Origin of the sequence: Gorillibacterium massiliense (assembly GCF_000455485.1) — a bacterium.
In the GTDB taxonomy this organism is placed as follows: domain Bacteria; phylum Bacillota; class Bacilli; order Paenibacillales; family NBRC-103111; genus Gorillibacterium; species Gorillibacterium massiliense.
In genome coordinates, this window is the sequence record NZ_CBQR020000102.1 from 65,543 (window position 1) to 79,075 (window position 13,533).

Sequence of the window (13,533 nt, forward strand, 5' to 3'; positions counted from 1 at the left end):
TCATCCGCCAAATCCGCTCGACTTGGAGCCGCCGGATTTTGTGCTGGTACCGGACTTCGTGCTAGATTTTGTACTGCTCTTCGTGCTCGAGCCGGAGCTTGTGCCGGATTTCGTACTGGACACCGAACCCGAATTCGTTGTTGTTTTCGTACCTGACGAGCTGAGATTGCTGGACTTGCCCCCAATGCTGCCCTTCTTCGCGGAGGTGGACCGCTTCGTAAACGTGCCGACGGAGGTAGAGGTCTTCGGTTTAACCGCCGAGCCGGGAACATTTTTGTTTTGGAAGGTCTCGCTCGTGAACGTCCGCGGCTTGTAGGCCGTACTCGTTCCGGTATAATACCCCCGGTGATCGTTATACCAGCCCCGCGACGAGTAGTTCCCGCCGCTGTTGAATAGCAGGTGATAGAGCAGCAGATCGTCCCAGCCGAAGCCGGAGTGATACGACCCACCGTAGTTGTTGATCACCGTGGTCGTTCCGCCCGTCGTGCCCGACCCCGTTCCTTCCGCCGCTGTCCCGGAATTCTGCTCGTCTAATTGATCCCCTGGAAGAGGAATGCTCCAGTCGACGTTCGGGTCGAAATAGGCCTTCACTTCGTCCGTTGACCAGCTTACAAGCTGAGGTTGATCGGTTTTTGCCGATTCAGCGACAGCCGCTCCAGTCGACAGGAACGCATTGGCCAAAAGCGCGATACCCAGGGAAGTGGACAAGACCTTGAGAGGCTTTCCCTCCGGCGTCGTCAGCCGGGAAATCGCCGGCTGCTTTTCGTCCTTCGCCTGTTCCGATTCATGGTCGTTCATCAAAATAATAGCCTCCTTCTATAACCTTGCTTACACGCTCTGCATCGGGACAAGCAGCAGTTCCAAATGGCCGCTATCCACATTAAGCCTGCCCTCGATGGTTTCATATTCCCGTCCGTCGACGACGAGATAGTTGACATGCTCCAGCGCCGCAATCATCGCCGCGCTCCAAAGGCGCTCTTCAATTTGCCGGAGACCCCCCTCTGGCAATTTTTCCAATAGTATCACATTCATGCTGTCGCTCATCTTCATTCCCACCTTTCTTAGATCACTACCCATCTATTACGAGGTTCGACTCCGATTGTTCCAGATTCTTATGCCCAGGATAAACGGCTTCTCCGTCCATATTGGACGCGCGACGTTTACCGTAGCGGAATCGGGCTAAGTATAATAAATTTTTATACTTTCCGATGTAGAAAAAAAAGAATCGTACCCATCAAGGATACGATCATTTATTCCCTCGCGCAATGCTAGTTTTTCTCTTTTTCTTCCAGAAACAAGCATCCGCTTCCCTACTGAAAAATAGTATAAAACCGCGACCCGTTCACTACCATCATCGATACGCACACAACAGCAATCACTATAACAAGAGCGACCGCCGCATAGTCCCCTGCTGCAAACGGACGATAGCGATACCAGGTGCGTCTTGCCTTTTGTCCGAACCCCCGAAGCTCCATAGCGGCGCTAACGCTATCAATCCGCTCCACACTGGCCAAAATCAAAGGTAGAAGGATCGAGACAGCGTTTTTCAATCGCGCAACCAGATTTTCTTTGCGGGAAATATCGATCCCCCTGGCCTGAGCCGAGAACGAGATGTTTTCGTAATCCCGCTGGATATCGGGAATATAGCGCATGGCAAGGGAGACGGCATAAGCGATTTTATAGGGGACGCCGATCCGGTTGAGGGAAGCTGCAAACTCGCTGGGGTCAGTCGTCAGGATGAACAAAAGCGCCATCGGGGTAACGGTCAGGTACTTCAAGGCGATATTGAACTGGTAAAAAAGCTGCTCCGCCGTCACTGCATAATGCCCCCCGAAGGAAAAGAGAAGGTGCCGCGCGCCATACAACTTCACACCCTCCTGAGGTGAAAAAGCGAAGATGGCGAGCTGATTGAGCAGGAAGAAAAACAAGATCACATAGAGAACGAAAGCGTACTCCCGAAATTCCACTTTGGAACGCCATAACGCGATCAAAGCGATGACGAACATCGCCAGCAGACAGCGGGTATCATAAGTTACCATGGCGGAGACGGACCAAACAAGAAAGACGATCAGCTTCGAAGCTCCCGTCAGACGGTGGATTGCGCTATCCTTCTTTGTATAAGCGAGCATTTTCGCTGTCATCGGCGGCGCACCTCCCGGTCGTGCTCGATAAAATGACGCACGAATGCCTGGGGCTCGCAGATGCCTGCGCGCCGCGCCAGCTCATGGACCGATGTCGTCTTTAAGCCCGTCGCCTCCACGACTTCCTCGCGGGTCAACAAGGAAGCCGGATGGTCATCGGCCAAAAGCCGGCCGTCGGCCAGAACGACAGTCCGTTCGGCATATTCCAGCATGAGGTGCATGTCATGAGTGATCATAATGACGGTGATGCCCGACTCGTTCAACCCCCGCAAAAACTCCATCATTTCATTGTAATGACGAAAATCCTGGCCGGCCGTCGGTTCATCGAGAATGATGACCTCGGGATTCAACACAAGGATGGCGGCGATGGTCACCCGTTTTTTCTGTCCGAAGCTGAGCGCTGAGATCGGCCAATTGCGGTATTCGTACAGTCCGCATACGCGGAGAACGGCATGAACCCGGTCCCGGATCTCCTCCTCCGCCACGCCCCGTGTCTTCAGCCCGAGAGCGACCTCCTCGAAAACCCCGACTTTCGAAATCATATGGTTAGGATTTTGCATGACGAAGCCGATCCGCTCCGCCCGCTCTTTGATCGTGTCTCCGCGCATATCGCGGCCTTCATAAAGAATCCGGCCTCCGCCGGGTCGGTAAAATCCGCAGATCAGCCGGGACAGGGTAGATTTGCCGGCGCCGTTTTTTCCGACGATACTGAGCATCTCCCCTTTACCGATAGCGAAAGAAAGATCGTGCAGTACGGGCGCCCCTTTTTCATAGGAAAACGAAAGCTCCTGCAGCTCCAGGAGCGGTGGGCGCTGGGGAACAGGCTGGGTTGCCCGCCATCCGTCGTGCCAAGCTTGCAGCTTGCCTGTACATGTCACGAGATCAATGGTTTGGATGTGCTGGGGATTCATCTCCGTCTCGATTCGGCAGCCGGCGTATTTCAAGGCGGTGAGATACAGCGGTTCGCGCAGGCCTGTTTGTGCCAAAAGACTGGAGGAAAGCAGCTTGGAGGCTGGCTGGTCCGCCAAAATCTGGCCGTTGTCCATGACGATAATCCGGTCCACGGGACGGTGAAGGACCTCCTCCAGCCGGTGCTCGATGATGAGGACGGTTTTCCCTGTTTCCCGGTGCAACTGATCAATCCGCTCGATGGCCGCCTTTCCCGCAGCCGGGTCCAAATTGGCCAAGGGCTCGTCAAACAGCAGGATGTCGACATCGCTCACCAGCACACCCGCAAGAGTCGTCCGCTGCTTCTGCCCGCCCGACAACGCATGGGGCGAGGCGTCAAGGCGGTCCTCCAGACCGACGGCTCGCGCCGCTTCCTTCACCCGGATGCGCATCGCGTCCAAGGGCTCCGCGTCGTTTTCCAGCCGGAAGGCGATGTCTTCGCCCACAGTCAGCCCGACGAACTGCCCGTCCGGATCCTGCAAAACCGTGCCCACTTGTTCGGAAGCGCGGGCAATGCCGACGTTTTTCCGTTCCTCCCCCATGATCCGGAGAATGCCCTTCGTTTCACCCGGATAAAAAAACGGGGCCAACCCGTTGATGCAGTGGCCCAACGTGCTTTTTCCCGAACCGGATGGGCCGACGATCAGCACTTTTTCACCTTGATGTAAAGTAAGATGGATGTCGTGAAGAGTAGGCTCCGATTGGGCCCTATATTGGAAGCTGAACCCGATAAATTCAATAGCCGGTGATCTCATGTAAGGTACCTCGACGTTCCGCCCTCCTGGGAAGGCGATGGAATGGAGTAAAAAAGCCGGTGCGATCACCGGCTTAAGGTTATGAAGTAGTGGATGAAGGGCTTAAACTTCCTTAAGCTTCCCGGCTCAGACTGCCCTTTTTCGTGCGGGTACGGGCATAGGCGGAGAGGAGCAGGGTGCCGAGAATCGCCACGGTGACGATGTTGGCGGCTCCGGCTACGAGGCCCTGGGTGTATACCTTATCCGCCGGCTCAGCGTAGATGAGAATGTCCAGCGTCGGCGCCAAGACAAACCAGGCGATGGCATTGGCAATAATCTGATAAAGATTGAAGCGGATGATCTCGTTCCGGCCGAATTCCCCGTCATGGATGCGGATTTTCCCGGAAGCTAGACCGATGAGTAGGCCGACGACGGCAGAGGCAATCACCCAACTGAACCAAGGAGAGCCGTAAAAAATCGCATCCTTCAGGGTATGGCCGATGAGGCCGATGAGCAAGCCCGCCACTGGACCATACAGCAACGCCATTAAAGCCAAGAGAGCGTATGTCGTTTCGATGTTGGTATTGGGAATGCCCGAAGGTATAGAGCCGAACCTCCCCAAAATGACGAATAGCGCGGACCCAATGCCGACAGCCACGATCGTTTTTACCGATAAACCGTTTCCTTTTGCCAAATGCAATCCCTCCCAGGTTCGTCCTTGTACATTGTTATGGGTTACCTATGCGTACATAATGCCGCTTATGTATAGATGGAGAAAATTTCAAACGATTTATATTATTGTACATCGGAATACTTGGGATTACAAGAAAAAACGACTGCTCCCGTCTCTGTCTGTCACCGCTTGGGAGCAGTCTATTCCGAAGCTGTCTTCGGCGCGGCAGCCTGTGTTAACGGAACTTGCCCGGAAATTGCTTGATGATGCCGGAGCTAAGGATATCCGCAAAATGAATCATATGGGATTCGCCATTGTCCACAGCCTCAACATAACCGGGCCAATCTTTCTTTAGACGCGTCGTAGCGGCGGCGGTGACAAACTGCAAATGCCGATCCATCATGTCCTTGATCACTTGATAGGACCAGTTAGGGTTGGCTTTGCTGAGAAAAATGGCGATATCATTGGCGTTGCGGTACCATTCTTTGTTAAAGCGCTCGAGGTCCGCCTGGTTGCCCGCCTTCGCGGCATCGACAACCTTTCCAGCCAATACGATATGCTCCCTCAACAATTGAGCCAACTTATTGCCAGCCGCTTCTCCGTAATACGGCTTGATCGCGTTGCCGATATCATCCTGGTTCCGGAGCAATCGGTCCAGAACGGTTTGTTGGTCTGGGAGCCCGGCAAGGGCGCTGACAATGTAGGTGCTTGTCCAATAGACATGGTCCTGCCAAAGTCTTCTCATATCGCCTTGGAACTTGACCATCGACTGAGTCAGCGCAGGGCTAGGGGTGCGAAATTGGACGCTTTGATCAGCTGCTTTCACGGCACCGGGGGCAAAGCTCCAGGCTAGTACAGTCGCAAGTAAAGTCAGTTTAAGGAATAATCTTCTCATCCCGCGATCTTCTCCTTTGGTCTATTTCGCCGTAACGCCGCCGTCCACAGGCAGCTCGACTCCCGTAATATAGGAAGAAGCATCAGATGCAAGAAAAAGCACCGCCTGAGCCACCTCCGAAGCCCGCCCGACCCGGGGCAGCGCCGTCTGGGAAAGGAACCATTGCAGCATCTGTTCGTTCTTGATCAGATCCGAACTCATCGGAGTCTCGATGAACCCGGGGTGCACCGAATTGACGCGGATGTTGTCCTTGCCGAAATCGACGGCGGCGGCTTTGGACAGCATCCGGTTGCCTCCTTTTGAAGCCGTATATGCCCCGGCTCCGTTGCTTCCGGTCAATCCGGCGATAGAGGAGATGTTGATGATCGAGCCGCTTTTATTCTTTTGCATATGGGGAATCACGTACTTCATCCCGAGAAAATTACTAGTCAGGTTAATCGCCAATACTTTATTCCACTGCTCCATGGTGGTGTCCAAAAGCCCCACGGCCAGCGATATGCCGGCGTTGTTGACCAGCACATCGATTTTTCCGTACGTTTCCACCGCCAAAGCCACAACTCTGCTCCAGTCCTCCTCCGAAACCACGTTGTGGGCAAAGGCCGCAGCCTCTCCGCCCGCCGCTTTAACCTCCTCTACTACAGCCTTCACGGCCGCTTCATTGATGTCCGTAGCGACAAGCTTTGCCCCTTCCCGGGCAAGCAACAGAGTCTCTTCTCGTCCCATTCCGCTGCCCGCTCCCGTTACGATCGCGACTTTTCCACTCAATATCGGCATGCTTCTACCTCCGGCTTCTTGATGTTTTGCGGTCTCTTGCAGTGTTAGTATGATCCAACGGCTGTCAAACCAATCAGACTCTTCCAAAGCACCATCCCGCAAGGCCGGGGCAGGCGGTTTTCTTGACCCTCAAATCCCCGCATGGTACAGTTTCGGTAGCGTTTCCAGGTAAAGGATAGGGGAGATTGGACGTATGAAACGTTTCGCAAAAATAATCGGTTCATTCATTCTGGCGGCGGTGCTTCTCTTCGCAGTGCTTCTCTTGGTCCTCACGATTACCGATTATAAACCCGATGAAGTGATTCCCCTGACGGCATCCCCTAGTCAAAATCCAATCATCAAACATAATGAGCCTTTTTCGGTTACGACCTTCAATATCGGCTATGCCGGCCTTGACCAAAACCAAGACTTCTTCATGGACGGCGGAACGATGTCCCGCTCCAGCAGCAAGTCGCAAACCTTGACCAACCTCACGGGCCTTTCCTCCTACTTGAAGAAGGCGGAGTCGAACATCATCTTTTTGCAGGAAGTGGATACCCGCTCATCCCGCAGCTACCATATCAATGAAGCAGACTACATGGCCGATCAGCTTCCGGCGTACAGCCACGTGTTTGCCGCCAACTATAATGTGCCGTGGGTGCCCGTTCCCCTGACCCACCCCATGGGTTCGGCACACAGCGGCCTGCTTACTCTTTCGTCCTATAAAAGCACGGCCAATACCCGCTACGATCTTCCCGGAAAAGAAAGCTGGCCGACTCAGCTTTTCGAGTTGGACCGAGCCTTTCTCGAAAGCCGCCTCCCGGTAGATAACGGAAAAGAACTAGTGCTCGTGAATCTGCACCTCTCGGCCTTCGACAAAGGCGGGAAAATCCGCAAAAAGCAGCTGAACTACCTGAACGCCTATATCCAAAAAGAAAGCGAAAAAGGCAACTATCTGCTCATTGGCGGAGACTGGAACCACGCGCTGCCTGATACCGATCCTTCCGCTTTTGCCACGACGCAAGAGTGGCCAGAGTGGCTGCAGAGCTTCCCCGACAGCTTCAAGCCGGTGGGCTTCCAATGGGCGGTCGACAAAAAAACGCCCAGCGTCCGGACGGTGGATGTCCGTTATACGGAGGGCGTTAATTTCAGAGCGGTAATCGACGGATTCCTCGTTTCCCCGAATATCGAAATCAAATCGGTGGAAGGCACCGATCTGCACTATGCGAACAGTGACCACAACCCAGTGACGGCGCGGTTCATTTTACGTTGATGGCGGACTGCGGCTAGCAGAAGTCAGCCCAGAGCTAGCGCTAGGAAACGGCGATTTCTCCTACCATTACCGGTATTCAGCAGACAACACGCCCCTCTACGTTTTCGACTTCGCTTAGCATGCTCCCTCACCTTACATTAGGATAAGGGACTGCTGGCAAAGAGAAAACCATGGAGGGGCGTGTCATGCTTTCATTAGAAACAGGTAAACGACTGGATCTCGTTTAAGCTGACTCCCGAGATGACCCAGAATCGGCCGGTCCACCGAAAACCGCTGACCGATACGCGACCGACGAAGGTCGGGAAGAACCAAAACCGCTGCCCGTTTCGCAGCCAAATGAACGTGTTCCGGAACAGACATTGGGATATGGCACGAGGGTCGACGGCAAAAGTGGATATCTGTGGTTCAAAAGGTGGCGGCGGCGCGGTTGGTCCCTGACCAGGGCCGGGGCCGGGACCAAATCCGGGGCCAGGACCAAATCCAGGACCGAATCCAGGACCGAATCCGGGACCAGGGCCAGGAGAACCTGGTGGCGGGGGTGGCATCATGAATCCCATCGGTATTCACTCCATTTCGCATAGGCTAACACAATGTATGTCAAAATGGGTTCATGGGATTGGGCGTTTACCTATTTTCGGAACTCCACGATTGCCTTCGCGTCATAGCTAAACAAAATCTGGGAAACGTATAGTTTACGCAACATTCCCCAACTTCCCCTCGTTAGGTACTTGTCGCAGATAGACACACACTAAAAAACACACATCAAGGAGAGTGCACGCATTGAAAAAGATTACCCTCGCCATACTGGCAACCCTCGTATTAAGCCTGGTACTTGGTGCCTGCGGCGGCAATAAGGAAGCGGCGCCGGACTCCAAGGTACCGCCGAAAGATATGGTGGACAAGCTCATTCAAACCGTGGAGCAGCCCGCCCAAATGGAGCTGGATAAAACCATGGTGGAAGCAACGTATCATTTCAATCCGGACCTGCTTGAAGCGTTCAGCATCCGCGTTCCGCTCATGAACGTTAAGACCAACGAAATCGCTATTCTTAAAGTAAAAAGCGCTAAGGATCTTTCCGCCGTGGAAACCGGCGTCAAGCAGCGCGCAGCGGATGTGCAGAAGGTATTTGAATCCTACCTTCCCGACCAATACGAAAACGCGAAAAATTACAAGCTCGTTACGAAAGGCAACTACGTGCTGTTCGTCATTTCCGAAAATGCCGATGAACTCGTGAAGACCTTCGACAGCTACTTCGCTAAACAATAACCGGGCATGGTATTCAGCAGTCTGCTTTTCCTGTTCCTATTCCTACCCGCCGTCCTTCTTCTCTATTACGCATCGCCGTGGCGGATCAAGAATCTCATCCTTTTCGTGAGCAGTCTGATCTTCTACGCGTGGGGCGAACCGGTTTACATCGTCATTATGCTGCTGTCCACCGTGACGGATTACAGCTTCGGCCTGCTCCTCAGCAGGTCGAAGCTCACTCAAATCCAGCGTAAGTGGATCGTGGTCTGTTCTGTCATTGTCAATTTGGCCTTACTATCCTATTTCAAATACGCCGATTTTCTCATAGAGAACGTCAACGCGCTCTTTGGCACGGATATTCCGCTGACGCAACTGCCGCTTCCCATCGGTATCTCTTTTTATACCTTTCAATCGATGTCCTATATTATCGACGTGTATCGGGGAACCGCCAAAGCCCAGCGGAATTGGCTGGATTTCGGCACCTTCGTCGCCTTGTTCCCGCAGCTTGTCGCCGGCCCCATCGTCCAGTACAACACCATCGCCGAGCAGCTGCGCAAGCGAACGGTAACGGCGGAGTCCTTCGCGAAAGGAATCCGGAGATTCATTGTCGGGCTGGCGAAGAAGGTGCTTCTGGCCAATAACATCGGACTGCTGTGGGACACGATTTCTGCATCTAATCTAGGGGACATGCCTGCATTAACCGCATGGCTCGGTATTATCGCCTTCGCCTTTCAAATCTATTTCGACTTCAGCGGATATTCCGATATGGCCATCGGCCTCGGCCTCATGTTCGGATTCCGGTTCAACGAAAACTTCAACAAACCCTACACCGCCCAAAGTATCACCGACTTCTGGCGAAGATGGCATATTTCCCTTAGCAGTTGGTTCCGGGATTACGTCTACATCCCTCTAGGAGGAAACCGCCGGGGTTTGGGCATTCAACTGCGCAATATTCTCATCGTGTGGATGCTTACCGGCATCTGGCACGGGGCAAGCTGGAATTTTCTCTTCTGGGGTTTGTATTTCGGGGTGATTTTGATTGCGGAAAAATGGTGGGGCTTAAAGCTGCTCAGCCGGTTACCCCGCTGGATTCGCCACGTCTATGCGCTCGTGCTGATCCTCTTCGGCTGGGTGCTGTTTGCCTTTGAAGAGCTTCCCCGTGTATTCGGGTATTTGAACGCGATGCTGGGTTTCAATCACCAGCCGCTGTGGAACAACGGCACGGTGTACTTTGCCTACACCAATGCCGTTTTGCTTGCCGTGTTGACGCTGGCGTCCCTGCCGAAGCGGCGGGTTCCCGTAAAGGAGACCTGGCCCCGGCTGTCTCTCATTTGGTATGGAGCGCTATTTTTCCTGTCAATCGCTTATCTTGTGGACGCTACCTATAATCCGTTCCTGTATTTCCGGTTCTGACGTGGAGGTGATATGCAGCTATGAAAGTGAAAGCCGATCGAATACTAGTCGGGGGATTTATCATTACGCTGTTTCTACTCTCTTTCATCCTGCTTCTTTCCCCGGTGGACCGCTTTTCAGAGCTGGAAAACCGGTATTTACAAGGCGTCCCGCATCTGACATGGGGCAATGTCCTATCCCGCAAATTTTCGGATGAGGCCGAGAGCTTCGTCACGGACCATTTTCCATTTCGCTCCAAGTGGGTGTCGGTGAAATCGGCGACCGAACAACTGCGGCTGCAGCAGGAGAACAATGGCATTTACAAGGGGAAAGACGGTTACCTGTTTGAAAAGTTCCCCGAGCCCGATCACGGAAAAGTCGATCAGTATGCGGAGGCCGTGAAGCATTTCGCCGCCAACCACCCCGACGCGAAAACAACCTTCATGCTGGCCCCCACATCCATCGGCCTTTATCCCGACCGTTTGCCCTGGATGGTGGACACCTATCCGCAAGATGAAGTGAATAAAGAAATCGCCGGCATCGTGCAGGACAGCGTAACCTTTATGGATGGTTTCGATTTTCTCAAACCCCATGCTTCCGAGCCAATCTATTACCGGACCGACCATCACTGGACGACGAACGGCGCATATTTGGCTTACGTTGCCTATGCAAAGCAAATGGGCTGGCAGCCCAAGTCCAAGGACGAGTTCCGCATCGAAACCGTCAGCGATTCGTTTCTCGGAAGCTACCATACCCGAAGCCAGTTTGCGGGCACGAAGCCGGATTCGCTGCAGGTCTACACCCCTGTGTACCCAGTTTCCACTGAGCTGTATATCGCGGATACGGGCGAAACGCTGCACAGCCTATACGACGACAGCTTTTTGAAAAAGAAGGACAAGTACTCCTACTTTTTGGGGGGCGTCCATGCTCTCATGAAGCTCACCACCCCGCTTGACCCCGAAACTGTCGGCACAGAAAAGCTGCTGGTCGTCAAGGATTCGTATGCCCATAGCGTGATCCCGTTTTTGACGCTGCATGTGCCGGAGCTGCATGTAATCGACATCCGTTACTATAACGGCAGCATTGGCGACTACATGGCCGAGAACGGCATTCGGAACGTGCTGCTGCTCTTTAACACCGCGACGTTTGTTGAGAACAATGAGCTGTTGAAATTGGCTGATTAGACGCCGTCTGCAACATTAACCCGTCAAGTGTCGTCCGTAAGTGCGCGCAGTTAACCCATTAACAACAAGGAGAATGCACAGGATGAACAAACGATTGACCGCACTGGTAATGACCACAGCCTTGATGGGGAGCTTGCTCATGGCATGCTCCAACACGAAAGAAACAGGCGGAACGGAAACGATCGCCCCGACGACAGCTCCAAGTGAAGCGGCATCACCAAGCACGGTTCCGAGCCCGACCGTTAAGGCAAGCCCCAGCCCGGAGGCCACTTCCACGGCGCCATCGCCAAGCGCAGCGCCTTCGGCCAGCAGCGAGCCGAGCAAGGAACCGGTAGCCACCCAAAAGCCGACGGCAACCAAAACGCCAGCAGCGAGCAAAAAGCCTGCGGCAACTAAATCGCCGGTGGCGACTAAAACGCCAACCCCAACCAAAAAGCCGGTGCCTAGCCAAACGCCTGTACCTAGCAAGAAGCCGGAAACGATGCCTTCCGTAAATGCAATGGTTGACGAGATGGTCAAACAAGTCACACAGCCGAGCCTTATGCAGCTCGAAAGCGACAAATTGGAAGAGTTTTATGGCATCAAGCCCAGCCTGGCTGAAGAATTCACTGTTCGGATGCCCTTCATAAATATCAAGACTAACGAGATCGCGATTTTCAAAGTGAAGGATGAAAAAGACATACCCGCCATAAAAGCCGGAATGGAAAAGCGGGCGAAAGACGTCCAGAACCAATTCGAACACTATCTTCAAGACCAGTACGAAAACGCGAAAAACTTCAAGATCGTCACCAACGGCCATTATGTATTGTTCGTCATCTCGGATAGCTCAGCGGATATCATCAAGGTCTTTCATTCCTTTTTCCAAAAATAATACCGTCGGAGCAGCTCCTTCCGCTTCAATTGCTTTTTTGCCATCCGGTCCGTAAGATGGACGGTGAGGTGATAAATCGTGAGCAAATTTGGGATGGTTGCCAAATTTACGGCCAAGCCCGGCCAGCGGGACGCACTTGCCGAGATTTTGCTGGAAGCCGCGGACGCTCTGCAATCCTTCGAGAATTGCGAGATGTACATCGTCCATACGTCGGAAACCGAAGCGGATACTCTGTGGGTCACGGAAGTATGGAGCAACCCGGAAGCCCATAAAGCATCTCTTTCCTTGGAAGAAACAAAAGCGGCGATCCAGCGCGCGATGCCCTTGATTGCCGGCGTCGAATCGACCCCGCTCAAGCCGGTAGGCGGCAAAGGTCTCCATTAATCGAAATATCCATAAGTAAGGCGCTGTTCCCCGGTCGAAGATGACCGAAAGAACGGCGCCTTTTCTTTTTCGTTTCTCCATCGTATCTATAAAAAACGATCTCTTTCTTCAGGTGAAGGCAGCGTGCAGCTTTCTTTTTTACCGAACCATTTGTATCTGTTCTTGGCCACGATCCCATAGACGAAATCCCGAACCGGCTTGGGTATGATTACGAGAAGATAGAGCCCTTTCCAGGCTCCCGATAAGTTCTTGCAAATACGAAGGGCAGCGGTTGATTTGAAATAGGCCTTATTATGCTCAACGAGGATAAGGCTGTTCCGGTCATCGGTTATGTTGAAACGCGCAAGCCAATCTTGTCCGGTTTCACTTTGCTGAGAGGCGAATTTGAATCGTCCCTGCGGGTCTCTTTTGATAATGAAGCGGACGCTTCGATCGCAAAAAAGGCATTCCCCATCGAAGAAAACGACCCTATCCATATAAACGCCCCCTAACCGCCAAAGAAAAAGGTTTCCCCCGTCTCTTTATCTTCACATCCCGAAAGAACATAGCCTTCCGGGCGCCCCTCCAGCTTCTTCTTTTCAATTCCTTTGCACTTCGTACTGGGCCGACCCGCGTCCGAGCCGAAAACATCGAGCGAATTGTCATAGGTATAAAGAATGCTATCCCCATCATAGACGAGTTCGTAAAAGATCGGATCTCCTTCAGTGGTATACTGCGTAATCCGCACCTTTTCCGCTTTGCGGTCCTCCACATTTTGCAGGAACCGGCTCCAAATATCCATATTGTGAGATTGCCCGTGGACATTGACGACATCGCCGTTTTGAACCGCTTGCTCCACCGTATAAGGCCGTTTTGCTTTCGGGAAACCCGATACGTCCGACGATGGACTTTGCGAAACCGCCGTAGCGCTTGTGGGGATGACCGTTGCGTCCGGCGCAGCGGTTTTGCCGTCTTTATCGCCGCAGGCGGATAACATAACCGCAACAGAACATACGAGCATTAACTTCTTTATCATGAAATCGCCTCCTGTCCCCCTGACG

The 13,533-nt window shown here is 53.1% G+C and carries 17 protein-coding genes; 6 read left to right on the forward strand and 11 right to left on the reverse strand.

The features are described from left to right. The 7 genes from TJ79_RS13435 to TJ79_RS13465 form a co-directional block, all read right to left on the reverse strand. Entirely contained in the window at window positions 1-798 is a 798-nt protein-coding gene (locus tag TJ79_RS13435; RefSeq protein ID WP_040950830.1) for a hypothetical protein, read from the reverse strand. Window positions 799-828: 30 nt separating this feature from the next. Then, window positions 829-1,044, reverse strand: coding sequence for a hypothetical protein (locus TJ79_RS13440; RefSeq protein ID WP_040950831.1), 216 nt, complete (start codon window positions 1,042-1,044; stop codon window positions 829-831). Window positions 1,045-1,310: 266 nt separating this feature from the next. Next, window positions 1,311-2,141 (reverse strand): energy-coupling factor transporter transmembrane component T family protein, encoded by an 831-nt coding sequence (locus TJ79_RS13445; protein WP_040950832.1) that lies wholly within the window; start codon window positions 2,139-2,141, stop codon window positions 1,311-1,313. Further along, window positions 2,138-3,844, reverse strand: a complete 1,707-nt coding sequence (locus TJ79_RS13450; RefSeq protein WP_040950833.1) for an ABC transporter ATP-binding protein — start codon at window positions 3,842-3,844, stop codon at window positions 2,138-2,140. The genes TJ79_RS13445 and TJ79_RS13450 overlap by 4 nt, the downstream gene beginning before the upstream one ends. A 112-nt stretch (window positions 3,845-3,956) precedes the next feature. Then, window positions 3,957-4,517, reverse strand: a complete 561-nt coding sequence (locus tag TJ79_RS13455; RefSeq protein ID WP_040950834.1) for an ECF-type riboflavin transporter substrate-binding protein — start codon at window positions 4,515-4,517, stop codon at window positions 3,957-3,959. 214 nt (window positions 4,518-4,731) lie between these two features. After that, on the reverse strand, window positions 4,732-5,391 hold the full coding sequence (locus TJ79_RS13460) for a hypothetical protein (protein WP_040950835.1): 660 nt from the start codon (window positions 5,389-5,391) through the stop codon (window positions 4,732-4,734). Window positions 5,392-5,412: 21 nt separating this feature from the next. Then, window positions 5,413-6,165: an SDR family NAD(P)-dependent oxidoreductase gene (locus tag TJ79_RS13465; RefSeq protein WP_040950836.1), complete on the reverse strand. Its 753-nt coding sequence runs from the start codon at window positions 6,163-6,165 to the stop codon at window positions 5,413-5,415. Window positions 6,166-6,358: 193 nt separating this feature from the next. Here TJ79_RS13465 and TJ79_RS13470 point away from each other — a divergent pair, with 193 nt between their 5' ends. Further along, window positions 6,359-7,417 (forward strand): endonuclease/exonuclease/phosphatase family protein, encoded by a 1,059-nt coding sequence (locus TJ79_RS13470; protein WP_040950837.1) that lies wholly within the window; start codon window positions 6,359-6,361, stop codon window positions 7,415-7,417. A gap of 194 nt (window positions 7,418-7,611) precedes the next feature. Here TJ79_RS13470 and TJ79_RS28160 read toward each other — a convergent pair whose 3' ends face one another. Continuing rightward, entirely contained in the window at window positions 7,612-7,974 is a 363-nt protein-coding gene (locus TJ79_RS28160; RefSeq protein WP_238323002.1) for a collagen-like protein, read from the reverse strand. Between the two features lie 223 nt (window positions 7,975-8,197). On the opposite strand from TJ79_RS28160, the gene TJ79_RS13475 reads away from it, so the two are divergent. From TJ79_RS13475 to TJ79_RS13485, 3 genes are read left to right on the forward strand one after another with little or no spacing between them, the layout of a single operon-like run. Further along, window positions 8,198-8,683, forward strand: a complete 486-nt coding sequence (locus TJ79_RS13475) for a DUF4358 domain-containing protein (protein ID WP_040950838.1) — start codon at window positions 8,198-8,200, stop codon at window positions 8,681-8,683. Window positions 8,684-8,689: 6 nt separating this feature from the next. Next, window positions 8,690-10,075 carry an MBOAT family O-acyltransferase gene (locus TJ79_RS13480; RefSeq protein WP_040950839.1) on the forward strand — a complete coding sequence of 462 codons (1,386 nt, stop codon included), beginning with the start codon at window positions 8,690-8,692 and terminating at the stop codon, window positions 10,073-10,075. 20 nt (window positions 10,076-10,095) lie between these two features. Further along, a complete protein-coding gene (locus TJ79_RS13485) occupies window positions 10,096-11,238 on the forward strand; it encodes a DHHW family protein (RefSeq protein ID WP_040950840.1) in 1,143 nt (380 codons plus the stop codon). Between the two features lie 15 nt (window positions 11,239-11,253). Here TJ79_RS13485 and TJ79_RS27580 read toward each other — a convergent pair whose 3' ends face one another. Next, complete coding sequence (locus TJ79_RS27580; RefSeq protein WP_238323003.1) at window positions 11,254-11,766, reverse strand: hypothetical protein; 513 nt, start codon at window positions 11,764-11,766, stop codon at window positions 11,254-11,256. On the opposite strand from TJ79_RS27580, the gene TJ79_RS27585 reads away from it, so the two are divergent. Both TJ79_RS27585 and TJ79_RS13495 read left to right on the forward strand, forming a co-directional pair. After that, the gene (locus tag TJ79_RS27585; RefSeq protein WP_238323004.1) at window positions 11,750-12,109 is read left to right on the forward strand and encodes a DUF4358 domain-containing protein; all 360 of its coding nucleotides are present in this window, start codon (window positions 11,750-11,752) and stop codon (window positions 12,107-12,109) included. The two genes, TJ79_RS27580 and TJ79_RS27585, sit on opposite strands and share 17 nt — an antisense overlap. A 78-nt stretch (window positions 12,110-12,187) precedes the next feature. Next, window positions 12,188-12,493 (forward strand): putative quinol monooxygenase, encoded by a 306-nt coding sequence (locus TJ79_RS13495; RefSeq protein ID WP_040950841.1) that lies wholly within the window; start codon window positions 12,188-12,190, stop codon window positions 12,491-12,493. A gap of 86 nt (window positions 12,494-12,579) precedes the next feature. On the opposite strand, the gene TJ79_RS13500 is transcribed toward TJ79_RS13495, so the two are convergent. Continuing rightward, entirely contained in the window at window positions 12,580-12,969 is a 390-nt protein-coding gene (locus TJ79_RS13500) for a thiol-disulfide oxidoreductase DCC family protein (RefSeq protein ID WP_040950842.1), read from the reverse strand. Window positions 12,970-12,980: 11 nt separating this feature from the next. Further along, window positions 12,981-13,508: a DUF4362 domain-containing protein gene (locus TJ79_RS26005; protein ID WP_052339579.1), complete on the reverse strand. Its 528-nt coding sequence runs from the start codon at window positions 13,506-13,508 to the stop codon at window positions 12,981-12,983. Window positions 13,509-13,533: the final 25 nt, after the last annotated feature.